The following is a 21561-nucleotide window of genomic DNA, read 5'->3' on the forward strand; positions in this document are numbered from 1 at the left end:
CGGGCTGGCGGATTTTGTTGGTGGTGCACGCGTTCCCCTGTAGGAGCTGCCGAAGGCTGCGATCTTTTGATCTTGATCTTCAGCAATTTCCAGATCGCAAAATCAAGATCAAAAGATCGCAGCCTTCGGCAGCTCCTACAGATCTGTTTTCCCCCGGGATTGCGTGAAGAACCTTTTAATAGGGTAGGGGGACTCAGTAGCAAAACCCGCTAAACAGGACATCAATCAGCATTTCCATGGCATGTCGTAATCGAGTGATTGTGAAATCAGGACGACGTTCTGCTGAACTGCAGAAACCCTCAATCCGCTTCCGGAACTTTTTCTTTAGATGATGTCAATTTGATGGCGTGTCGCGATGTTTGTTGAAACAGGATCACCCAGCGCCAGGCTGTTTCCTGGCAAGCCCAAGGAAGTGTGAAATGAAACTGATTCTTGCGATGTTGTTGATGTTCAGCGGTTACGCGTTTGCCGGTTGCAACAGCATCAATGATCTTGACCAGCGAGCCTATTGCAGTGCCAAGCAGAGCGGCCGGGGCAGCGATTGCAACAGCATCAATGATCTTGGTTTGCGTGCGCAGTGCAGCGCACAGGTAGGAGATGGTTCTTGCAATAGCATCAATGATCTCAACCAGCGAGCCTATTGCAGTGCCAGGCAGAGCGGCCGCAGCAGCGATTGCAACGGCATCAATGATCTTGGTTTGCGTGCGCAGTGCAGCGCAGAGGTGGGAGGTGGTTCTTGCTATAGCATCAATGATCTCAACCAGCGAGCCTATTGCAGTGCCAGGCAGAGCGGCCGCAGCAGCGATTGCAATGGCATCAATGATCTTGGTTTGCGTGCGCAGTGTGCGTCCGAAGTGGACTGATTGGGTGTTTTGATGAGTGTCCCCTATCGGCCGTTTTCTGCCTGTCACCAGGGGACATTCATCAATCCAGGGCTGCCCTTCGCGAAAGGCAGCCAGCGGTCAGAGTCGGTTTCCTCTGCGCCTCATGAACTCGACTTTCAGGCGCGCTTGGGGAGCTTCCAGTTCGGGCGGATGAAGTGGCATGTGTAGCCATTCGGTATGCGTTCGAGGTAATCCTGGTGCTCTGGTTCCGCTTCCCAAAAAGGCCCCGCCGGTTCTATTTCGGTGACTACTCGGCCTGGCCAAAGGTGTGAAGCATCGACATCGGCAGCGGTGTCCTCGGCAATGTCGCGTTGCTGTTCATTGAGGTAGTAGATCGCCGAACGATAGCTGGGGCCCTGGTCATTACCCTGACGGTTGGGCGTGCTGGGGTCGTGTATCTGGAAGAAGAACTCAAGGATCTGCCGGTAGCTGATCGCGGCAGGGTCGAAGACGATCTCGATGGCTTCGGCGTGGTTGCCATGGTTGCGATAAGTGGCATTCGGCACATCGCCGCCGGTATAACCGACCCGCGTGTGCAGCACACCGGGATAGCGCCGCAGCAGATCCTGCATGCCCCAGAAGCAGCCGCCGGCGAGAATGGCAGTTTCGGTTTGTCTGGTCATGGTCTGTCCTTCCTCTCGGGGACGTTGTGTATAGCCACTGTTATGAGGGCGTGCTGGCCAATTCCAAGGTTTCGCGCAAACAGAACTGGAATGACCGCTCCTGGCCGCTTGAAGACACTCGGGTATAGGCAAAGCGTGGCACAGTTTCCGAAGATATTTCGACGTCGCAGCGTTGCCACGGCAAGGAGTTCTATTGAGTTGGCATGGCTTGGCGAATAGCCGTTGCGAGTGAAATAAATCTCATTCGCCATTTATCTGACGCTCGTCTGAAAAACGTCGGATAAATGACGTTTCGCGTTGTTCTTTTACCCTCCTGACCTAGGCTCAAGCCATGTGGGGAGGAGGTGAAGTCCATGCGCAGATTATTGATTGGCTCGTCGATGCTGGCCTGTCTGGTGGTGCTGGGCGGCTGGTTGAGTCGACCACAGCCGTTGCCGGTCAGGCTGCTGGAGGTTGAGCGCGGGCCGGTGGAGACGCTGGTGGCCAACACCCGCGCGGGTACGCTGAAGTCCTGTCGGCGCTCGCATCTGTCCTTCAATGTCGGCGGCCAGGTTGCCGAGTTGCTGATCGCCGAGGGCCAGCGGGTCCAGGCGGGTCAGGTGCTCATGCGCTTGCGGCAGGACGAGCAACAGGCCCGGCTGCAGGAGGCCGAGGCGCGGCTGGAGGCCCAACGCAACGCCCGCGAACAGCGCTGCCAGCAGGCTCATCTGGACCGGCGCGACCTCGATCGCCTGGGCCAGTTGGCCGACCGCAAGCTGGTTGCCGCCGATCGCCTCGATCAGGCCGAGACCAAGGCTAACCTGGCGAAGCTGATGTGCAATGCCAGTGCCGTGCTGATCCGCGAGGCCGACGCCAGCCTGCAGTTGCAGCGTTCACTGCTGGAGCAGACGACCCTGCGTGCGCCATTCGCCGGCATAGTTGCAGAAATCAACGGCGAACTCGGCGAGTTCGTCACCCCTTCGCCGCCGGGTATTCCCACGCCGCCGGCAGTCGACTTGATCGACGACAGCTGCCTGTATGTCGAGGCGCCGATCGATGAGGTGGACGCAGCCCGGGTTCGCCCCGGAACCGCCGTGCGGATCACCCTGGATGCCTTCCGTGGCCAGCAATTCGCTGGCCGCGTCAGCCGCATCGCGCCCTATGTGCGTGAACTGGAGAAGCAGGCGCGCACCGTCGATGTCGAGGTGCGCTTCGACCAGCCGCCGCCCGATCTGGTCCTGCTCACCGGCTATAGCGCCGATGTCGAGATCCTCCTGGAGCAGCGCGAACGTACTTTGCGCATCCCCACCGAAACCCTGCTGGAGGGGCAGCGCGTGCTGCGCTATGACCCGAGCGCCCGGGTGTTGCGCGAGGTGGAGGTGCAAACCGGGTTGAGCAACTGGCGCTGGACCGAGGTGCTCGCAGGGCTGGACGAGGACGCGCGCATAGTCGCCAGCCTCGAGCAGGAAGGGCTCAAGGACACCGTGTCGGTGATCCCGGTGGATGCGGCGGAGACCAGGCAATGATCCGCCTGCGCGGCGGCAGCCGCACCTTCCAGTTGGGCGAGCAGCAGGTGATGGGGCTGGACGGCCTGGATCTGGACATCGCCGCCGGTGACTACATGGCGGTGATGGGCCCGTCGGGCTCGGGCAAGTCGACCCTGCTGAACATCCTCGGTTTGCTCGATGCGCCGAGCGCCGGCGAATACTGGCTGCAGGGCGAGGCCACGGCGACGCTGAGCGAGGCGCGGCGTGCCCAATTGCGCAGCCAACTGATAGGTTTCGTGTTCCAGTCCTACCACCTGATCGCACGGCTGACGGTGCTGGAAAACATCGAGCTGCCGATGGTCCTCGCCGGCATCGGCGCGGCGCAACGGCACAAGCGCAGCAGCCAATTGGTGGCGCGCCTGGGGCTGGGCGATCGTATTGCCCACCGCCCGGGCGAGCTGTCCGGTGGTCAGCGCCAGCGCGTCGCCATCGCCCGGGCGATGGTCATGCAGCCGGCGCTGTTGTTGGCCGACGAGCCCACCGGCAATCTCGATAGCCAGGCCGGCGCCGAAGTCTTCAGCCTGCTGGAGGAGCTCAACGACGAGGGGCTGACCCTGATAGTGGTGACCCACGACGTCAGCCTGGGCGCCCGCGCGCAGCGCCAGTTGCACATGCGCGACGGGCGGATCCACAGTGCTGCGTCGCAGCGGGCGCTGGCCTGATGCGTGCCGCCGATGCCCTGGCCTTCTGGCTCGGCGCCTTGCGTGGGCATCGCTCGCGCAGCCTGATGCTGCTGCTGGCCATCGCTATCGGGGTGGTGGCGGTCAATCTGCTCACCGGTCTCGGCGCGGGCGCGCGGGCCTTCGTCCTGAACGAGTTCTCGCTGCTCGGGCGCGACATCCTGATCGTTTTCCCGGGCCGCAAGGAAACCACGGGGCGCATGCCGCCGCTCACCGGCCTGACACCGCACGAGTTGACCTTGCAGGACGTCCAGGCCATCACCCGGTTGCCGGGCATCCGCCGGGTCGCGCCGATGCAGGCCGGGCAGATGGAGGTGATAGTCGGCAACCGCAATCGTGAGGTGCTGACCCTGGGCACCACCCGGGACTTCTTCGCCATTCGCCAACTGACGGTCGTCCAGGGCCAGCCCCTGCCGGCGCTGGACCCTGAGCAGGGCGAGGCCGTCTGCGTGATCGGCGGCAAACTCCGGCGCGAGCTTTTCGGTGCGCGCCCGGCGCTGGGTGAATGGTTGCGCGCCGGCGACCGGCGCTTCCGGGTGGTCGGTATCCTCGATGAGCGGGGCGAATCCCTGGGGATGGATTTCGCCGAAATGTTGATCATCCCGGTGGCCAGTGCCCAGGCCTTGTTCAATCGCGAGGGGTTGTTGCGGGTGTTTGTCGAGGTGCGTGGGCCGAGCTTTCTCGAGCGCAGCAAGCAGCTGATACTCGCCACGCTCAAGGAGCGCCACGAGGGTGAGGAAGACGTCACCCTGATCAGCCAGGACAGCCTGCTCAGCGCCTTCGACGAGATACTCACGGTGCTGACCCTGGCGGTGGCCGGGATTGCCGCGATCAGCCTGCTGGTGGCAGGCATCCTGATCATGAACGTGACCTGGATTGCGGTGAGTCAGCGCAGCGCCGAGATCGGCCTGCTCAAAGCCATAGGTGTGACGGCGGCGCAGTTGCGCCTGCTGTTCCTCGGCGAGGCAGCGCTGCTCGCCCTGGCGGGGGCGCTGACGGGGCTATTGCTGGCCGAAACCTTGCTCTGGCTGGGGCGCCTGGCGTTCGATCTGCCGCTCTATGCACCCTGGTGGGCGCGGGCCAGCGCGGTGCTGCTGGCACTCGGCACGGCGCTGCTGTTCGCCTGGCTGCCGGCCGCTCGGGCCGCGGCGCTGGAGCCGGTGGCGGCGCTACGCCCGCCGGGAGCGCACTGATGCGCTGGCAAGATGGTTTCCGGCTGACCAGCTCGGCGCTGACCTGTCGCCCCTTGCGCAGCCTGCTGACCCTGCTCGGGATAGCGATCGGGATAGCCGCCGTGGCGCTGCTCACGGCCATAGGCGAAGGCGTGCGCGGCTATGTGCTGGAGAACTTCTCGCAGTTTGGTACGCGGATCATCACCGTGCGCCCGGGCAAGACCCAGACCAGCGGCCTCGGCGGTCTGCTCGGCAGCGTACGGCCACTGACCATCAGTGATACCGACGCCCTGCGGCGCTTGCCGCATGTCGAGGCGGCGGTGCCGATCATTCCGGGCAGCGGGGATATCCAGTTCGGTCAACTGAGCCGGCGCAGCGACATTCTCGGTGGCGGCCATCAGCTGGCGCAGGCCTGGCGCATGCAGCTGAGCCTGGGCGAGTTCCTGCCCGTGGCCCGTGACGGTCGTTCGCCGCCCTATGTGGTGCTCGGCCATCAGCTGCGTGTCGAGCTGTTCGGTGCACGCAATCCGCTGGGCGAGCTGATCCGCGTCGGCGGCGTGCGTTTCCGGGTGATCGGGGTGATGGCGCAGAAGGGCCAGCTGCTCGGCTTCAACCTCGACGATATCGCCTACATCCCGGTGGACTGGGCCGAAAGCCTGTTCAACCGTACCGGGGTGGTCAAAGTCCATGTGGTGTTCGGCGCCGGCACCACTTCGCGGGCATTGAGTCAGCAGATTCGCCAGGTGCTCGGCGAACGGCACGGCGAGGAGGACTTCAGTCTGAGCACCCAGGACGACATGCTGCGCAGCTTCAACCGCGTTCTCGGCACCCTGAGCCTGGCCATCGGTGCCTTGGGGGGCATTTCCCTGTTGGTCGGCGCCGTCGGCATTCTCACCATCATGACCACCACTGTGGGCGAGCGCACGGCGGAAATCGGCCTGTTGCGGGCGATAGGTGCCAGTCCGCGGCAGGTGCTCGGGCTGTTCCTCGCCGAAGCGACGCTGCTGTCCCTGGCCGGTGGTCTGCTGGGTCTGCTGTTGATGGGCCTGCTGCTCGGGCTACTGCACCTGGCCATGCCGAGCCTGCCCTTGGCGCTGCAGCCGCTGTTTCTGCTGCTGGCACTGCTGCTGGCGGCGGTGCTCGGCATTCTCGCCGGCCTGGCGCCGGCACTGCGAGCGGCCCGCCTGCATCCGGTGGCGGCTCTGCGCAGTGAATAGCAGCCAGGCCGATGAGTCTGAACGGGCTGGCGGTACGCTGCGTGACGATAACGAAAATGCCGGCGCTGGGCCGGTGATTTTAATGGGGTGGTGGCGGCAAAAACCGAGTGCAAAACTCCGGCAGCAAGTCCTCGGAATTCAGAGTGTCCATAGAGGATACATTCCTGCGGGTTTACGTTGATCAAAGTTTCGAGGGACCGCTTAGGGTCGGATGCAGCCCTTCGCGACAGGCAGCGATCGGCCAGGAGCGGTCATTCACATCTTTGGTTGCAAAGCTTTTGCGGCGCTCTGCAGCCGCAAGCCTATACATATCCTCACTGGAGTATTCATTAAAAAACTAGGAGATCCACTGAGCTCGTCCTATCGATGGCGGCGTTGCTGTCGGTAATATTCCTTTTGCGACGCTGCCATGGGATCGTCGCATCTCGTCTGTGAGGACGAATCTACTTTGGGGTCTCTCCATTACGTCATGCTGATCCGCGCTCTCTTGGAATTTGCGTAGGAGCATTCTGAGCTGCAATCGCAGGCTCTCTGGCATGGGCAAAGCGTACGTCGCGCACAGAAAGCTTAGGGACTTGGCCCTGAACGATTTGTTACCAGGCCCGTGCGGGCCTGGGGGGGCTTCAGCTTTACTTTTTTGGATTAGAGGCGCCGGCGTCAGGCAGTGTTGAAAGCGAGTCTGGCTCTTCGGGCTTTGTCTCAATAACATCTTGAGCGCTCGCCTGCTCTGCCTCGAGCAACTCCGCTCTCGTCTGCTCGGCCTTTTTTTCAGAACTCAGGATATTCTTGAAGATACTTTTAAACATAGATCGCTTAGCGAACGCTTGATAGAGCTTTGGCGCAGACTTTTTAAGCTTGGCTACGGCAGTAGCCATTGCCTCACGAAGTTCCTCAGAGTAATTGAAACTGGCGATTTGTTTCGCACGACCTTCGAGGTAAGCCAGTACATCATCCGTCTCCTGCGCATGCATCCTCAGGTAATCCAGGAGTCCCATCAGTCTGCCAACTTCAGCAGTATTGGCAGGCTGAATATCGACTATGAGGTTGCCGAAGTTTCTTAAAAGCCAGACTGCTGATTCGGCAGTGCCGCCTTCCACATACACAACATCTCGAAGGTCAGCACCCAATAGATTTTTCTGAGCCTGGTCTGCGACCGTGATCAGTGGAGCTAGGCTACGCAGAGCACGAGCGCATTCGTGGCTCTCCAACTCGCCCACCATGATTTTTCTCAAAATACCGATAAAGCAGTTGCGGTAGGTGGAGGCGAGGGTAAAACCTTCCTGCTCGTAGCTCCATCCGATCAATCTATTATGATTGTCACTACCGCTCAACAAAATTCGCTCCCATTCTTCGCTACTGCGGTCGGAACTGTAAAAATCCAGAACTTTAAGCTTGAAGTCTTTGTACTGCTCGACGGAGGATGTGACAAACTTATCTATAAAAACTACATCAAGTTTATCAAGAGTGTCGAAGTCCGCTTTAAAGTTATGCTGCCAGTCTCCAAACCAATCGAATAGCGATTGCACATCGACACCGCTAGACGAAATGGCGGTAGCTATCTTGCTGAAATTACGACAAACATAAACGGAATTCATCTTCCATGCCGCGTTATCATGAATGATCCAGGCCCAAACTTTGGAAATAAATGCCCCTACTGTCGGATCAAGATATCCCGAAATGAGTGTATCTGCATTACCCACACCTCGAAAAAGTAGCTTGAAAACATTGCCTTCTACAATCTTATCAAGACCTTCCACCTTGGCTAAGTCATCAAATTTCTTGGCCACCATCAATGCCACAGCCACTGCAGCATTTTGATTTACAGTTCTATTTTCGAAGGATTGGCCAATGAGTTGAGTGATAGCTATTTCCGGCAACTCTTTGGTCAGAGCCATGCCGTAAAGAAGTGCTTCGTTATTTGGATAAGCCGTTAGCGATTGCGAAAGCTGCAAAACTTCCTCATCAGTCACGGGAACTTGGAGGTCTTGCCCTATTTTACGGGCACCATTGAGGACATCCAATAGTATTTCCCGCTGAGTTTCGTTGACAAGCAAAATCTCAGTCGAATCCGGCAGCGCAACTATGTGTTGCTTCACACTCTTTAGTCCAGCCGGCGTAAATTTAAAGTGATCAACGCTTACAACCTTCAGATCCTTGCACTCAGCAAAAACGTGAATAAAGTAAGCAGCATTACTTACGCTAAACGTAATTGGCTCATGACCAAGTGCATCGATAAAGAGGTCGTAGTCCCTTAGCAGACCTCGCTGAACCTCAAGGGTTTCAGTATCGACGCCAGCATTAACAGCCAACCTCAGAGATTTCGCCAAGTCAGCCTTCAGCCGCTCCATTCCGGCAGTGTTCAAACCTGCCAGTCGACAGATCTTCAATGCAGCAAAGAACTCGTCTCCTTCATCTGAGACACCACCCTGAAACGCCTTTCCTTCGGAATTCAATAGAGAAATTACACGCTGTAAATTCTCTTCGGATAGTTTCTCAGATGCATCCGCAAGTACTCGAATCAGATCCTTGTTAAAGACATCTTTCGAGAGGTACCGCTTGAAGGCATCATTAAACCCGAATGTTGATACGAGCTCAGCAAACCGCTCACCATCTCTCTCACTGACCGACAACAGCAAAGGCTCATCAATCAATTCGGCCATCGCAATGGCTCTGTCGGTCAGGAAGTGGATTTGAAGAAACTGTATCTGCCACCCACCCTCCAAGTCAGAGCCCGCATGCCTTACTAGAAGATTCTGGGTAATAATAAGGTCAGCATCATCAAATTTTGGATTGGCTTCCTTATAGGCATCCGAAAGGCCATTTGCCCTGATCACTTCTGTAAGTGGTAGTTCATCGTACTTGCACAGTAACAGATGCGCCCCAATGCAGACGATATCTATATCATCACCCAGCGTCAGAGAAGTTGTGGCAATATCGTTGATGAAGCGCTTTTGCAAGCGAGGAGTTACCAACTTGTTTCTCATTGGACTATGGCGTTGAAGCAGCAGCGCGCATTTTTCCGCAACGTCTTTAGAGACATCTGGAAAGGTATTTTTCCACAATTGGTAGAAGCCATCCTTCCAACCCGCAGCAATAATAGGCGGAGCACGAAAAACAACTGGGAATTTTTTTGCTATAAAGTCTCGCGAATCATAAGTTCGCTCATTCTCGGGTGCGAGATATTTCGCAACTTTATTTGAGCAAAACGGCACGACAACCGTAAAGTTATTGTCTGCCGAGACCCAGGTAAAAATCTCTAGATCGCTCCATACTGCTCGCAAACTCTCTTTCGGCAAGCGATCTAGGTTGTCCAGGATGACGACATAATGAAGATCACCTACCAGTTTCAAATCATCTTCAAGTGTACGCTTGAGATCTAAAGGCGTTACTTCCTTAGCAACCTTAATTTTTTCGTTGATTGTATCATCAGACCCTCCCTTGAAGAGGTGAAGAATACTCCAAGGCTGGTCGCCCACCGTAGTGTTTTTCAGCTTGAAATGCGCAACAAGCAACACAATCAAGGGACTTATCAGGGAAGCAATATGGACAAAGATCCAAGCAACAACAGGATCTTTCATTTTGCTTATCCCAAATAGCTCTTTAAAAGAGCTAGTCGAGAAAAACAGGGCAATCACGAGGATCAATGCCCAGGAACTGACACGACTCACCGTACTCTTGGTATACGTGAATTGCCGTCCTAAAGCACGATCTCGACTATCTTTAAGTGATTCCTTTACCTTCTCTTTAGAGCCGACCTTGTCAATTAACTCTTCGGTAAATAGTTCGATAAAATTGCTCTTTATTGAGCCCTGATAGTTTTGCTCACAATCAAAAAACCACACCTTGTAATTCTGATCGACCTTCACGAGCTTTTGCTGCAGCATCTTTAGGATGGAGCTCTTGCCTGACCCGAACTCACCATCGAGCCCGATAACCCTGGAGTTTTTGTCGTCCGCAATGTAGTCACACATCGCAGAGGCCACCTTGTCATGGCTACCACCAGGAAACACGTCCAGCTCAGACGGCTGCTCATTTTGGAAGGATATGCGTGACACGGAAAATCCTTTTCGAGGGGTCAGATCAGGAAATAAAATAGCACATTAATATCACGGGCGACCGCACGTGATGACAAGGGAGTTACTGATTTTCCGAGCAACTGCCTTACGCTATCTCTTAGCTATCTGCCTCCCTTCTAGGCTCTGAATCGCCATTTTAGACATCTTTGATGTGTCCGATGCTGGCCGATGCGGTCGCATGCGAACGTCCGCTTCTGGCCGATTTCTGCCCGTCGCCACCATCAGCTTTGGGTCGGTTTCTGCCTTCCATGACCGGCTGAAACTGACCCAAAACGCACATCAGTGGCAGGCAACGCCCCGGCGATGTTCAAGGAGGAGCAGGGCGCCTGATGCAGAGCGGACGATATTGATAAACCGGCATGGCCGTTCCGAACCCCACTCAGGCAGGGAACCGGGCTATCCAGTGCCTGGCAATCTCTTCGCGCCGGCAGATCCACACCGCGTCGTGGCCTTGCACGTAATCGAGAAAGCGCGCCAGCGCCATCGCACGAGCGGGATGGCCACTGATCCGCCCATGCAGGCCGATGCTCATCATCTTCGGGTGTTGCGCGCCTTCCTGCCACAGCAGGTCGAACGCATCCTTGAGCAGCCGGAAGAAGTCTTCACCGCAGGCGAAACCGTTCGGCAGCAGATAGCGGGCGTCGTTGTTGACCAGTGTGTAGGGGATCACCAGGTGGGCGGGCGAGCCCGGGAGCCAGTAGGGCAGGTCATCGTTGTAGGCGTCCGAGCTGTAGAGAAACCCGCCTTCCTCACGCAACAGGCGACGGGTGTTCTGGCTGACCCTTCCTGTGTACCAACCGACGGGGCGTTTACCGCAGGCCTGCTCGATCACGTCGAGGGTGAGGCGGATATGGCGCCGCTCCTCGTCTTCAGGCATGTCGCGATAGTCCAGCCAACGGTAGCCGTGCCCGGCAATCTCATGGCCGGCCGCGCAGAGCGCCTGGCCGATCGCCGGGGTGAGTTCCAGTGCCCGGCCGACGGCGAAGGCAGTCAGCGGCAGGCCTCGGGCGCGGAACAGTTCCAGAATGCGCCACACACCTGCGCGCGATCCGTATTCGTACATGCCCTCGACGCTCAAGTCCGGTTCCCCCACGCGCGGCGGGCGGCCCGGTAGCTCGTGAAGCCAGGCCTCCGACTGGGCGTCGCCATTGACGAGGCAGGATTCCGCGCCTTCTTCGATGTTGAGTACGAACTGGACCGCGACGCGCGCTTCACCGGGCCATCGCGGGTGGGGTGGACGGCCGCCATAACCGATGAGGTCGCGGGCGGACATCAGCCCAGCTCGAAGGTAGTGACGCCGAACACACGTTCGTGCGCGATCGCCGGAGGAGGGCCGAGGTACATGCGTGCGCAGCCGAACACTTCGGTCATGCCCTGTTGGTGCACGAGTGCCATCGCTGCGGGGTTGTTCTCCGGGGCATCGAGAAACAGCGGGCCACCCTGCGCAAATTCCGCCAGGCGCGTGTAGAGGGCATTGGCCGCCAGGGCGTCATCGGCGAACAAGGGGCCGATCTTGCAGCCTTCCCGGCAGCGCCTTATCACGCCATAGCCGCTCAGCCTGCCCTCGCGCCGGCAACCCAAGGCGAGTGCATCGGCCTGGGCTATCCACCCGCTCAGGAAGGTTGCGCGCGGGGCGGGGAAGCAGGTGCGGTCGTAATCGACCAGCTGATCGAACGGGACGGCGGCCAACGGGACGATGTCTTGGTCGTCTGCCTGGGAGGTCGTCGGGCGCTCGTTGATCTCGGCACGAAAACGCAGGTTGCGATGGGAGAAGACGAAGCCACCCTTGGCGTAGTAGTCCTGCATCGCGAAGACGCCGTCCATGCCGATGCTCGCGCCCGGGTGCAGGCGGGCGAGGAGTCGCTCGCGGCGTGCGTGCCAGAGGGTATTGCCCAGGCCCTGGCTGCGATACTCAGGCCGGACGATGAAAAAGCCCATGAAACCGAATTCGCCATGGTAGGAGGTGATGGCACCGCCGCCGATCAATTCGCCGTCCCGGGACGCCGCGATGAAGGCGGCAGGGTCCGTGGCCCAAAACAGCTCGGCATCGTGAAGGCCGGGATTCCAACCCTCACGGGCAGCCCACTCGACGAGTTCGTCCAGCTCGGGACGGGTCATGTTGCGTATGACCAGCTGATTCGACACCGTGAAATGCTCCTCAGACGCTAATCGAGCGTGTGTTCCATCCCCGCCCGGAACCCTTTCGGTATAGCTTCAACCCGAGTATTGATCCAGCTCGTCACGTCGCCTTTAGGCGTTCAGCGGGGCGCTTTCAAAAAGCGCTGTTCATGATCAGGATCCGGCAACAGGCAGGTGTCGTACTTCCCGAAGAGCCGATAACGATTGAGGGCAATGCGGTCGTAGGCCCAATCTCGAAGTGGGCGAGGGATGATGCGCAACAGGTTCACCGGGCGCCAGATGGCGGGCAACTGGGCAAAGATTTCGAAAAATGCTTGGGAACGCTCCCAGTAGTATCGGTCGCGGATCACCGCCATGCTGTGGAATTGATCCATGGGCAGACCTGCCCAGACGAGCAGAGCCTGTCCCTCGGGTGACTGAACCGCCGCCAACCGCACGCGCCGCTGGCGGTCATGGCGAATCACGAACCTCACCCAGCCATTGCACAGCTTGCAGACACCGTCGAACAACACCACCGTCTCTCCGGGTTTGAGCAGCGGCGCGGGGGAGGGGAGGATTTTCGAGGCTGGCATGAGCGTGGGTCCAAGGGCGCCTGGGTATCCGCGATCATAACCGCGTGCTGGCGGTGCAGTCTGCAATTGGCTGATTGCTCTCGGTCGCGCAGAGGTGCAATTGACAGCCCAAAGCGGACATCCAGAATCTGGTCATGGAGGCAGGGGATGGCGATATTATGTGATGCGCAGTCGATAAGGAGATCGCTATGTCACCCAACAAAGCCTGCCCCGTTATTCTTTTGAATTCGTCGGTCCCACGCATTCTATTGTTCCGTCACCCACTGGCAGGCGTGCAACTGGTCAAAGGTACAATCGAGCCCGGCGAAACACCACCTCAGGCCGCGCTACGCGAATTGAAAGAGGAGTCCGGTATTGCTGCCACGGTTGTTTGTGATATGGGCTGTTGGATTGCTGAGCATCTGGATCAGATTTGGTCGTTTCAACTTTGTGAAGCGCAAGTACAGTTGCCAGAAGAATGGACTCACTACACGCTCGACGACCATGGCCACGCCTTTAGTTTTTTTTGGGCATCCCTTGATGATTTACCATTTACCGAATGTCATCCGGTCTTTTATCGAGCATTGATGCATGTGAAGTCTACGTTGTCGAAGGGTGGTTACCTGAAGTCCCCAACATCAATACCCGAGACGACTATCCCCGACTTGAAGGCTCCAATGACGCTGTGACTAGAGCGTCTGCTTCTAGCCGAGACTGTGCAAAACTCCGTCATCGCGCTTCCACCGAATTGATTGATCCCTCATGACACTGACATTTTTCGTCTTTGCCTTTCAGTCCATTACCGGGCTTATTGGCACTTGTATCGTATTACCCCGCCCTGGTGTTATCCCGCCATCTACCAGGAACATCGATCACCCCTCCAGGCCCTGGCGAATTTTTTACCGGGCCATGGCCATCTGCATGTGCAATCTGGGTGCGTCTCTGGTGATCATGATTACACTGGCCTCGTTGCCGGGGACCCTCAATACTGGCGGCCTGTCGGACGTCACTCGCGCATTGTTGTTGGTGGCTTTGCCAATTCCCTTGCTCATCGTTTTCTATTCGCTGCTTGCAAAAGCAGTACGCAAGCGGGTCGGTGATCCACAATAACCCTGTCAAATGAAACGGCCGATGAGGCGATTTCTCCTGTTTCGCCAACAACTCGGTGGATGACTGTTTTGGCTGATTGTGGCCTGTCACGAAGGAACCACCAGGCGCCAACCATTCCACGACATCAAGTCATGGGCATGACAGCTCCGTTAGTGACATCGCCCTCAGCCAGCATTTGCCTGAGGCGCTCCCGTTCTTCAGTACCGGGTAGCACCCCGGTCGTCGTCGCCTCCAGCACCGTGACTCCCTGCGCGTTGAGAATCCGGACTTCGGCTTTTGCATGACCACGTTCATCGATGTCAGCGATGAGCCAGTGACAGGTGATTGGCTCGCCTGGATAAACCGGTCGTTTGAATTCGAAACTCATCCCTGTCGCCAGCCAGCCGATTTGCCCGCCAATTTCGGTGACGAGGCTGGCGGTCAGAAGGCCATGGGCAATGGGCGCCTTGAACCTGCGCAGTTCCGCGTAGTGCGCGTCGCAGTGAACGGGGTTGTAGTCTCGAGAGATTTGCGCGAACTGACGAATATCATCCTCTGTAAAACAGCGGACTATGGTGAACCGTTCACCGACCTGGAGACCTTCGGCGGCACGTTCTCTCGGGCTTTTCATAAGCGCTCCCTGGTAGCGGTGAAGCAGTGGCTGAAATGTAAAATGTATGGCTGATAAAGGATCAGCCGCGGGTCTGTTCGATCAGCAGCACCAGCGCGATGATGATCATGGCGGCTCCAGAAAATCGGCTGACTCGTTGAGCGGCCGCAGGGCGCGCCCGAAGAATAACTTGCGAGCCAAATCCGACCAGCAGGTAGATCACGCCACAACTGACAGTGTGGACCAGTCCCAGCGCAATCATTTGTATCGGTACGGGCCAGGGAGCGGTCGCGTCGGCAAATTGAGGCAAGAGCGCCAGGAACAGCAGGAACACTTTCGGATTCAGCCCGCTCACGCAAAGCCCCTTGAGCGCCCAGCGCTTCCATGAGCCCGACGCCTGAGTTTCATCCGCGTGAGGTGTAGAAGGGCGGGCAAGCATATTGGCGCCCAACCAAAGCAGGTAACCCGCTCCGGCAATCGTAAGCCCCGACAAGGCCACAGGATGATTGGCGATCAATGTGCCCACACCGCCGGCAACAATCATTGTGGCGATTAAATGGCCGGATAACAGACCGCCCACTGCGGGCAGGACGACTCGATGCTTCAACCCTGCCGAAATCGCGTAGGCCCAATCGGCGCCTGGCGTGATGATGAACAGAATCGATACAGCCCAGAACGCAACGAAAACGCTAAAGGTCATGATGCTACCTACTCCTTGAATCAACGGCCGCATCTGCATCGTTTCGAGCGCTGCGCGGCAATGAATGATTGAAGGAAGAATAATGAAATCTTGTTAGAATTTACTTTCAAAGATGGTCATCAGAACGGCTCTGGTTGGGAGATTCTTCTATATGGACAGGATTGATCGAAACATTCTTTCCGAGCTACAAAAGGATGGTCGCCTGTCGGTCACCGAACTGGCCGAGCGCGTGGGCCTGAGCCTTTCCCCGTGCCATCGGCGAGTCAGGGCCCTGGAGGAGTCTGGGGTGTTGCTGGGTTATCGCGCACGGCTGGACCCCGGCGCACTCGGACTGAACTTTTCCGCCATGGTGTTTGCCACCCTTCGAGAGGGTGACAGGCAAGCTGTAGAAGCTTTCGAGACAGCGCTCGTCGAAATACCCCAGGTGGTCGATGCCCAGCGTCTGTTTGGGGAGCCGGACTACCTGCTGCACGTGGTAACCCAGGATCTGCCGGCCTTCCAGAGGCTTTACGATGAGAGCCTCTCGACGTTACCCAACGTGCAACGGCTGACCTCGACGCTCGTCATGAAACGGGTCGTCCAGGATCGGCCCCTTCCTTTCTGATGGACAGGCTGCATGTGGTTCTTCATGAGGGGCAGGAGTGATGCAAGAATCCCTCGAAGACGTATTCCAGGCACCGTCCGGGAAGGGTAAGTCCTTAAAATAGCCTGGTGATTTCATTCAGGATCCGATCCTGGGTCTGAGTACTTGGCCTGTGGCGATAAGCAACTGCGAGAAAAGCAACACCTTCGTAGTCGCAGCGAATCGAAAAAGTCATGCCTTCACGCAACCCATAGACTGATCTTTCTCCTGCTTCAACAAAGTATCTCGCTTTTGTAAGAGCCGCTCTGGCGTGCTGCAGGCAACCCGTTTGACTAAGTGAGTGTTGTAGCCAACTGGTTGTGATTCGCACAGACGACGTCTCGCTGTCATCGACAGGGGGTCGAGTAATTTCTTTAGTCGCTGAAGTCATGTTCTCGTCGCTGCTGCAAGCGGTCAGCCCCATTGAGATAACACCCAGTAAAAAACCAAGACGAACGCTTGAATGCTTGAGTGGATTTCGCATGGTGGGGCGTACCTGTGATGATCTGCAATGAATGAAGTGTCAGGCCGCGCTTGCCGGTTTCAGTGCTGCCCTCAGGACTGCGGGTCGAACCCGAAGACGCGCAGTTCCTGGTCGCAGCGACAGGCCTTGGCAATGCGCGCCGCCCACGCGATGGCCTCATCGCGCGAAGGCAGTTCCAGCACGGTGAAGCCGCCGTCGAGCGTGGGCGCCCAAGGATAGCCGCCCAGTGCAACCGCGCCGTCGGCAGAGACGAGTATGGGCGGTACGCCGTCGTCGATTCCGCCACCGAAGACGTAGACACCGGCGGTTTTCGCCTCATCAATCACAGCGTGTGAGTCGCGGCGCACCGCTTCCCATTCGCCATCGGGCACAACCATCGCCGCGCTTGGAAAAGAGATCAGGTATTTGGCCACGGTGCTTCTTCCGGGAATTGATGGCGGTCGTGATGCCTGTGGGCGGCATGCACCGTCCAATGGGCTCGCTGGCTGCTCGGGCAAGCGTTTAAAGGCTAGCGCATTGGGCCGCCGCAAGGCTGCCGCTCGTCGGCGACAGCGCCTGGCGAAAGCTGCCCGTCGCGAAGGGCTGTTCGGCATGCCTCCCGATTGGCCTGGCAATGATTCGAAAACAATAATGACGAAAACATCAATATTGAAATATTCCTCAATATTGCATACCTTGGCCCTGCCTGACGATGAGACCTGTGCGCCTCACGACTTCAATCACAACAAGGGCTCGAGATGAACAACAACAAGAAAGTTTCCGAATTGCCTACCTCCACTGTCGATGTACTGATCGTCGGTAACGGTCCGGTAGGGGCGACAATCGCGGCCCTGCTCGGCCGCTATGGGGTTACGACCCTGGTGCTGGACAAGCTCCATGACATCGTACTGATGCCTCGTGCCATTGCCCTGGACAACGAGGCCCTGCGCATCCTGCAACTGGCCGGACTGTCGGAGGACGCTTTCGAGAAGATCGCTATCCCTGAAGTGAGGATGCACTCTCCGGTCCTCGGGCAATTCGGTCGAGCCGATACCCAAGGGTGCATCGATGGCCATCCCAAGCTTGTGACGTTCTATCAACCCGACCTCGAGCGAGCGATGCGTGGCCAGGTTTCCCGACTGAAATCAGTGACCAGCCTGGGTGGTTTCGAGCTGGAGAGTCTGGTTGAGGAAGCGGACGGCGTGGTCGCCACCGTACGGGATGAAAATGGGCAGTCGCATGCCGTTCGCGCCCAGTACCTGATCGGAGCGGATGGCGCCAGCTCCAGGGTCAGGGCTCTGATCGGCCAGGAGTTCGAAGGGCAAACCTATGCAGAGGATTGGCTGATTGTCGATGCCAGGAACCGGCATCAGTCAGCCATTGATCACATTGAGTTTATCTGTGATCCGCGGCGGCCCACGCCGCACATGCCCGCCCCCGGTGGCAGGGAGCGTTGGGAATTCATGCTGCAGCCCGGCGAATCCCGGGAGGAGCTGGAAAGCCCGGAAAGCATCGCGCGGCTCATTGCGCCATGGGTCAATCCGCAGGAACTGGAAATCGAGCGCAAGGCGGTGTATCGATTCCACGCGCGTTGCTGCAATCGATTCAGCAAGGGACGTACCTTCCTCGTCGGCGACGCCGCACACATCACCCCTCCTTTTGTGGGGCAAGGTCTCGTCGCGGGCCTGCGTGATGGTGCCAACCTTGCCTGGAAGCTGGCTTGGGTCCTTCGTGGTCACGCCGCGCCTGCGATACTCGATACCTATGATGCAGAGCGCCGCCCGCATGCCCAGGCGATGATCAATCTGGCAAAACTCATGGGCCGCCTGGTGATGCCCAAGAACAGGATCGCCGCATTCTTCATCCATGGCCTGATGCGCACGCTGGCGTTGACCCCCTCTACCAGGAGGTACTTCGAGCAGTTGGACATCAAGCCGAAAAACACCTTCAAGCACGGTCTGTTCGTGCAGCATCGCAGGGGTGACAAGTTGGTCCGTGGCAGCCTATTTCCCCAGGCCTGGATTCGCACCCTGCAAAAGCAGATCAAGCTGAGCGACGATGCACTGGGAGACAACCTGACCCTGGTTGGATTCGGTGTTGACCCGTTGTCGCTGCTCACCCCTGATCAGATCGTTGCCTGGGAAAAGATGGGGGGCCACTTCCTGGAGGTCAGACCTCGCGGTCAACGTTCCGGCGGCCGTTGTGACTTCATCGAAGACATGAACCATGACATCCTGCCGCTGGCTGCAAAAGGAACACTGGTCGCCGTTCGTCCTGACCGTATCATCATGCATCACGTCCCTGGCACAGAGGCCAGCAGACTCCTTCGCGACTGCCGGGGCCTGCTGATGAGTGATGACGCCACGCCTGACCGCGTTTCCATTACTATCAACGAGCCCACCCGATTGCGAGCTTGATCATGCCTTCCCCCACACTTTCGTTAGACGATGCCGCGCCCCAACCGCTTACCAGGGGCTACAAGAAGCGAGAGCGCACCCGCCGCGGCCTGGTGGACGCGGCATTGCGTCTGGTTGCGCGCAAAGAGGTGGGGGAGATCGCACTGTTGGAGGTGGCCGCGGAAGCGGAGGTATCCAACGGGACCATCTACAACTATTTCCGCACGCGCGACGAAGTGCTGGAGGCGGTGGGCATCGCCATGGCCGCCGAGTTCTCTGACGCCATTTCCGAGTTGACCTCGGACGTGCAGTGCGGTGCGCAGCGGCTTTCGATTGGCGTGCGCATGTTTATCTGTCGGGCCGCTACCGACCATCAATGGGCAAATGCGCTGCTGCGCATCATCCATTTCGATCAGGCAATGCGCTCGCGCCTGGCTACCCACGTCCTTGACGATTTGCGCGAGGGGCTGCGTGCGGGCACTTTCGCCTACGTGGACGAAGGCGTTGCCCTGGACATGGTCTTGTCATGCACCACTGGAGCAATGCGCTCGGTTGTCGAGGGCCGTGCAGCGCTGGAACACGATCTGCGGGTCAGCGAAATGATTCTCCAGGCGCTGGGTGCAACACCTGCCAGAGCCAGGAAAATTGCCAGCAAGCCGCTTCCCGCCTGATCGGATGTCATCCCGACGTTGCCCAAAAATACTGAACATGAATGTTCATTTGCGTTTTGTGCGAAGAGCTCATTTTGAGCCTTCTATGGCTTTGTACGCTCTTTTTTCAAGAGATATAACGCTTTTCATCGGGATTGAGGGATTTAATTCAAAAACCACTGTTGACGTCAATTGAACACGCGTGTTCAATTGACGTCATAAAGGTAATCCTGGAGAGAGAACCGTGGAATCCCTGAATCCAACGCAACGCCGCCTTCATCAAGCCGCTTTTCGCCTGTTCGCTGAACGAGGTACCTCGCAAGTGAACATCCTGGACCTTGCACAAGCGGCCGGCGTGGCGCGCGGAACGGTCTATAGCAACATCGACAACATGGAAAGCCTGTTCGAGGCCGTTGCCGGGCAGCTTGCGGCGGAGATGCATGAGCGCGTCAGCAAGAGCTTCAACTCCCTGTCCGATCCCGCTCAGCGGCTTGCCAATGGAATCCGGTTCTTTATCCGTCGAGCGCATGAGGATTCCCAATGGGGGGCCTTTATCCATAAGTTCGCCATGAGCACCCCGGCATTGCGCGAAATGTTCAGCGGCCAGGCGACGACCGATCTTCTGAACGGACTTTCCAGTGGGCGCTACACCTTTCGCCAGGAGCAATTGCTCTCGATACTCACGCTGATATCGAGCGGCGTCCTCGGCTCGATTTTCCTGGTGCTGGAAGGGCATAGAACGTGGCGCGAAGCGGGCTCTGACACCGCTGAGCTGGTGCTGCGGGCACTGGGCATTCCACCGCAGGAGGCTCGTGCGCTGGCAACCTCGGAGTTGCCGGTACTGCCGTCTCCAGACTGATCACCTAACCCACTCGACCCGATAACACCCCCTGATTTTTCAGGGGGCGGGATAGCTTTGCCCTAAAAAAACCGGGAAACAAGAACAATGACCCACAAAAAAGAACCGCACCGGCTGGCGACTCCGCAACCGGCCCGGCATCCGCAGCCGACAGTGAAGGCGCAGGATCTGACGCACCTGATCTTTCAACGGCCGGACTTGAATCAGGCGGCGTGCTTCCTGACGGACTTCGGCCTGACGGTAGCTCAGCAGGACGCCGATACGCTTTATCTACGCGCTACTGAAGCGAGTTCATACTGCTACCGCGTCCAGCGTGCCGAGCAGGCACGGTTTGTCGGGTTCGGTTTGGCTGTCGAGTCTCTCGACGATCTGGAAAAGCTGACTCAGATCCCGGGTGCATCATCGATCGAGAAGTCGGAACATCCTGGTGGCGGGTATTGCGTCCAACTGAAGGATCCTTCCGGCTTCATCGTGGAGGCTGTTTGCGACCGGACGCCAGCGAGACCTTTGGAACATCGGGCACCTCTTTCCTGGAACCTGGCGCAGCAGCAACCGCGAATCAACGCAACGCAACGCCCGCCGATGGCTCCGCCTGAGGTACTCAAACTCGGTCATATCGTTATCGAAGTGGCCGACTACCAGTCGACCTGTGCCTGGTACACCCGGCATTTCGGATTTATTCCCAGCGATGTGCAGGTGCTCCCCGACGGCTCGCCTATCGTCGCCTTCATGCGCCTCGACCTTGGCGAAACGCCCACCGCCCACCATACGCTCGCGATAGCGCAGGGGTTCATGGCTGCCTATAGCCATAGTGCCTATGAAGTCGTCGATGCAGATGCGGTGGGCATGGGGCAGCGCGTCCTGCGGGAGCAGGGGTGGGAACACTCCTGGGGGATCGGCCGGCACATCCTGGGCAGTCAGATCTTCGATTACTGGCAAGACCCCTGGGGCGATAAGCACGAGCATTACTGCGACGGGGATGTGTTCACGGCCACTCGGCCTGCGGGCATCCATCTCGTGAGCCCGGAAGCAATGGCGCAGTGGGGGCAGCGCATGCCCAAGCGTTTTACCAAACCCAGGATGAGTTTCAGCAATGTGCGAGCGCTGGTCCGCAACCTGCGACGCAGCCCGGACTTGACGATTCGCAAGTTGATCACGCTGATGCGGATGTTCGGGTAGAGCGGCCGCCATGTCGGGCATCGCTATCCGGTATAGCCGGCGAGACGTCCTCAAGGCCGGAGCCTTGATCGCCAGCGGCTCGTTGCTCTACAGCGTCGCCAGCCCACTCTCAGAACAACACCACA

Annotated in this window: 21 protein-coding genes; 12 read left to right on the forward strand and 9 right to left on the reverse strand. The window is 58.1% G+C overall.

Going from position 1 to position 21561, the window contains the following annotated elements:
- Nucleotides 1-419: 419 nt before the first annotated feature.
- Nucleotides 420-863: a hypothetical protein gene (locus AC3WJW_RS21800; RefSeq protein ID WP_033047670.1), complete on the forward strand. Its 444-nt coding sequence runs from the start codon at nucleotides 420-422 to the stop codon at nucleotides 861-863.
- 137 nt (nucleotides 864-1000) lie between these two features.
- Here AC3WJW_RS21800 and msrA read toward each other — a convergent pair whose 3' ends face one another.
- On the reverse strand, nucleotides 1001-1507 hold the full coding sequence (msrA, locus tag AC3WJW_RS21805; RefSeq protein WP_493727340.1) for a peptide-methionine (S)-S-oxide reductase MsrA: 507 nt from the start codon (nucleotides 1505-1507) through the stop codon (nucleotides 1001-1003).
- Between the two features lie 353 nt (nucleotides 1508-1860).
- On the opposite strand from msrA, the gene AC3WJW_RS21810 reads away from it, so the two are divergent.
- The 4 genes from AC3WJW_RS21810 to AC3WJW_RS21825 are packed head-to-tail and all read left to right on the forward strand — an operon-like array spanning nucleotide 1861 to nucleotide 6102.
- On the forward strand, nucleotides 1861-3012 hold the full coding sequence (locus AC3WJW_RS21810) for an efflux RND transporter periplasmic adaptor subunit (RefSeq protein ID WP_493727341.1): 1152 nt from the start codon (nucleotides 1861-1863) through the stop codon (nucleotides 3010-3012).
- Nucleotides 3009-3695, forward strand: a complete 687-nt coding sequence (locus tag AC3WJW_RS21815) for an ABC transporter ATP-binding protein (protein WP_493727342.1) — start codon at nucleotides 3009-3011, stop codon at nucleotides 3693-3695. The genes AC3WJW_RS21810 and AC3WJW_RS21815 overlap by 4 nt, the downstream gene beginning before the upstream one ends.
- Nucleotides 3695-4906: an ABC transporter permease gene (locus AC3WJW_RS21820; RefSeq protein ID WP_493727343.1), complete on the forward strand. Its 1212-nt coding sequence runs from the start codon at nucleotides 3695-3697 to the stop codon at nucleotides 4904-4906. Before AC3WJW_RS21815 ends, AC3WJW_RS21820 begins: the two co-directional genes overlap by 1 nt.
- Nucleotides 4906-6102, forward strand: a complete 1197-nt coding sequence (locus AC3WJW_RS21825) for an ABC transporter permease (protein ID WP_493727344.1) — start codon at nucleotides 4906-4908, stop codon at nucleotides 6100-6102. Before AC3WJW_RS21820 ends, AC3WJW_RS21825 begins: the two co-directional genes overlap by 1 nt.
- A 629-nt stretch (nucleotides 6103-6731) precedes the next feature.
- Here the strand turns inward: AC3WJW_RS21825 and AC3WJW_RS21830 are convergent.
- The 4 genes from AC3WJW_RS21830 to AC3WJW_RS21845 all read right to left on the reverse strand — a co-directional run bounded on the left by AC3WJW_RS21830 (nucleotide 6732) and on the right by AC3WJW_RS21845 (nucleotide 12889).
- Nucleotides 6732-10157 (reverse strand): P-loop NTPase fold protein, encoded by a 3426-nt coding sequence (locus tag AC3WJW_RS21830; protein WP_493727345.1) that lies wholly within the window; start codon nucleotides 10155-10157, stop codon nucleotides 6732-6734.
- A 400-nt stretch (nucleotides 10158-10557) separates the two neighbouring features.
- Nucleotides 10558-11451 (reverse strand): polysaccharide deacetylase family protein, encoded by an 894-nt coding sequence (locus AC3WJW_RS21835; RefSeq protein WP_493727346.1) that lies wholly within the window; start codon nucleotides 11449-11451, stop codon nucleotides 10558-10560.
- On the reverse strand, nucleotides 11451-12323 hold the full coding sequence (locus AC3WJW_RS21840; protein WP_493727347.1) for a GNAT family N-acetyltransferase: 873 nt from the start codon (nucleotides 12321-12323) through the stop codon (nucleotides 11451-11453). Before AC3WJW_RS21840 ends, AC3WJW_RS21835 begins: the two co-directional genes overlap by 1 nt.
- Before the next feature lie 113 nt (nucleotides 12324-12436).
- Entirely contained in the window at nucleotides 12437-12889 is a 453-nt protein-coding gene (locus tag AC3WJW_RS21845; protein ID WP_493727348.1) for a thiol-disulfide oxidoreductase DCC family protein, read from the reverse strand.
- Between the two features lie 188 nt (nucleotides 12890-13077).
- Here AC3WJW_RS21845 and AC3WJW_RS21850 point away from each other — a divergent pair, with 188 nt between their 5' ends.
- Both AC3WJW_RS21850 and AC3WJW_RS21855 read left to right on the forward strand, forming a co-directional pair.
- Complete coding sequence (locus AC3WJW_RS21850) at nucleotides 13078-13557, forward strand: NUDIX hydrolase (RefSeq protein ID WP_493727349.1); 480 nt, start codon at nucleotides 13078-13080, stop codon at nucleotides 13555-13557.
- Between the two features lie 73 nt (nucleotides 13558-13630).
- On the forward strand, nucleotides 13631-13978 hold the full coding sequence (locus tag AC3WJW_RS21855) for a hypothetical protein (protein WP_493727350.1): 348 nt from the start codon (nucleotides 13631-13633) through the stop codon (nucleotides 13976-13978).
- Between the two features lie 124 nt (nucleotides 13979-14102).
- Here AC3WJW_RS21855 and AC3WJW_RS21860 read toward each other — a convergent pair whose 3' ends face one another.
- Complete coding sequence (locus AC3WJW_RS21860; protein WP_493727351.1) at nucleotides 14103-14588, reverse strand: MaoC family dehydratase; 486 nt, start codon at nucleotides 14586-14588, stop codon at nucleotides 14103-14105.
- 61 nt (nucleotides 14589-14649) lie between these two features.
- On the reverse strand, nucleotides 14650-15267 hold the full coding sequence (locus AC3WJW_RS21865) for a LysE family translocator (RefSeq protein WP_493727352.1): 618 nt from the start codon (nucleotides 15265-15267) through the stop codon (nucleotides 14650-14652).
- A gap of 151 nt (nucleotides 15268-15418) precedes the next feature.
- Here AC3WJW_RS21865 and AC3WJW_RS21870 point away from each other — a divergent pair, with 151 nt between their 5' ends.
- Nucleotides 15419-15871 carry an Lrp/AsnC family transcriptional regulator gene (locus AC3WJW_RS21870; protein WP_493727353.1) on the forward strand — a complete coding sequence of 151 codons (453 nt, stop codon included), beginning with the start codon at nucleotides 15419-15421 and terminating at the stop codon, nucleotides 15869-15871.
- A 94-nt stretch (nucleotides 15872-15965) separates the two neighbouring features.
- Here the strand turns inward: AC3WJW_RS21870 and AC3WJW_RS21875 are convergent, their stop codons facing one another.
- Together AC3WJW_RS21875 and AC3WJW_RS21880 are read right to left on the reverse strand one after the other, a co-directional pair.
- Nucleotides 15966-16373 (reverse strand): hypothetical protein, encoded by a 408-nt coding sequence (locus AC3WJW_RS21875; protein ID WP_493727354.1) that lies wholly within the window; start codon nucleotides 16371-16373, stop codon nucleotides 15966-15968.
- Between the two features lie 71 nt (nucleotides 16374-16444).
- Nucleotides 16445-16786: a YciI family protein gene (locus tag AC3WJW_RS21880; protein WP_493727355.1), complete on the reverse strand. Its 342-nt coding sequence runs from the start codon at nucleotides 16784-16786 to the stop codon at nucleotides 16445-16447.
- A gap of 324 nt (nucleotides 16787-17110) precedes the next feature.
- On the opposite strand from AC3WJW_RS21880, the gene mhpA reads away from it, so the two are divergent.
- The 4 genes from mhpA (at nucleotide 17111) to AC3WJW_RS21900 (ending at nucleotide 21436) form a co-directional block, all read left to right on the forward strand.
- A complete protein-coding gene (gene mhpA, locus AC3WJW_RS21885) occupies nucleotides 17111-18769 on the forward strand; it encodes a bifunctional 3-(3-hydroxy-phenyl)propionate/3-hydroxycinnamic acid hydroxylase MhpA (protein WP_493727356.1) in 1659 nt (552 codons plus the stop codon).
- Nucleotides 18770-18771: 2 nt separating this feature from the next.
- Entirely contained in the window at nucleotides 18772-19419 is a 648-nt protein-coding gene (locus AC3WJW_RS21890; RefSeq protein WP_493727405.1) for a TetR/AcrR family transcriptional regulator, read from the forward strand.
- A 223-nt stretch (nucleotides 19420-19642) separates the two neighbouring features.
- Nucleotides 19643-20257, forward strand: coding sequence for a TetR/AcrR family transcriptional regulator (locus AC3WJW_RS21895; RefSeq protein ID WP_104448546.1), 615 nt, complete (start codon nucleotides 19643-19645; stop codon nucleotides 20255-20257).
- Between the two features lie 87 nt (nucleotides 20258-20344).
- Entirely contained in the window at nucleotides 20345-21436 is a 1092-nt protein-coding gene (locus tag AC3WJW_RS21900) for a VOC family protein (RefSeq protein WP_493727357.1), read from the forward strand.
- The last annotated feature ends 125 nt before the right edge of the window (nucleotides 21437-21561 follow it).

The organism is Pseudomonas sp. GW821-FHT07G06, assembly GCF_058986625.1.

What these genes read in the sequence shown, in the direction of transcription:
- AC3WJW_RS21800 (WP_033047670.1), top strand. Translation starts at nt 420, where the DNA reads ATGAAACTGATTCTTGCGATGTTGTTGATGTTCAGCGGTTACGCGTTT.
- msrA (WP_493727340.1), bottom strand. Translation starts at nt 1,507, where the DNA reads ATGACCAGACAAACCGAAACTGCCATTCTCGCCGGCGGCTGCTTCTGG.
- AC3WJW_RS21810 (WP_493727341.1), top strand. Translation starts at nt 1,861, where the DNA reads ATGCGCAGATTATTGATTGGCTCGTCGATGCTGGCCTGTCTGGTGGTG.
- AC3WJW_RS21815 (WP_493727342.1), top strand. Translation starts at nt 3,009, where the DNA reads ATGATCCGCCTGCGCGGCGGCAGCCGCACCTTCCAGTTGGGCGAGCAG.
- AC3WJW_RS21820 (WP_493727343.1), top strand. Translation starts at nt 3,695, where the DNA reads ATGCGTGCCGCCGATGCCCTGGCCTTCTGGCTCGGCGCCTTGCGTGGG.
- AC3WJW_RS21825 (WP_493727344.1), top strand. Translation starts at nt 4,906, where the DNA reads ATGCGCTGGCAAGATGGTTTCCGGCTGACCAGCTCGGCGCTGACCTGT.
- AC3WJW_RS21835 (WP_493727346.1), bottom strand. Translation starts at nt 11,451, where the DNA reads ATGTCCGCCCGCGACCTCATCGGTTATGGCGGCCGTCCACCCCACCCG.
- AC3WJW_RS21845 (WP_493727348.1), bottom strand. Translation starts at nt 12,889, where the DNA reads ATGCCAGCCTCGAAAATCCTCCCCTCCCCCGCGCCGCTGCTCAAACCC.
- AC3WJW_RS21850 (WP_493727349.1), top strand. Translation starts at nt 13,078, where the DNA reads ATGTCACCCAACAAAGCCTGCCCCGTTATTCTTTTGAATTCGTCGGTC.
- AC3WJW_RS21855 (WP_493727350.1), top strand. Translation starts at nt 13,631, where the DNA reads ATGACACTGACATTTTTCGTCTTTGCCTTTCAGTCCATTACCGGGCTT.
- AC3WJW_RS21860 (WP_493727351.1), bottom strand. Translation starts at nt 14,588, where the DNA reads ATGAAAAGCCCGAGAGAACGTGCCGCCGAAGGTCTCCAGGTCGGTGAA.
- AC3WJW_RS21865 (WP_493727352.1), bottom strand. Translation starts at nt 15,267, where the DNA reads ATGACCTTTAGCGTTTTCGTTGCGTTCTGGGCTGTATCGATTCTGTTC.
- AC3WJW_RS21870 (WP_493727353.1), top strand. Translation starts at nt 15,419, where the DNA reads ATGGACAGGATTGATCGAAACATTCTTTCCGAGCTACAAAAGGATGGT.
- AC3WJW_RS21875 (WP_493727354.1), bottom strand. Translation starts at nt 16,373, where the DNA reads ATGCGAAATCCACTCAAGCATTCAAGCGTTCGTCTTGGTTTTTTACTG.
- mhpA (WP_493727356.1), top strand. Translation starts at nt 17,111, where the DNA reads ATGAACAACAACAAGAAAGTTTCCGAATTGCCTACCTCCACTGTCGAT.
- AC3WJW_RS21890 (WP_493727405.1), top strand. Translation starts at nt 18,772, where the DNA reads ATGCCTTCCCCCACACTTTCGTTAGACGATGCCGCGCCCCAACCGCTT.
- AC3WJW_RS21900 (WP_493727357.1), top strand. Translation starts at nt 20,345, where the DNA reads ATGACCCACAAAAAAGAACCGCACCGGCTGGCGACTCCGCAACCGGCC.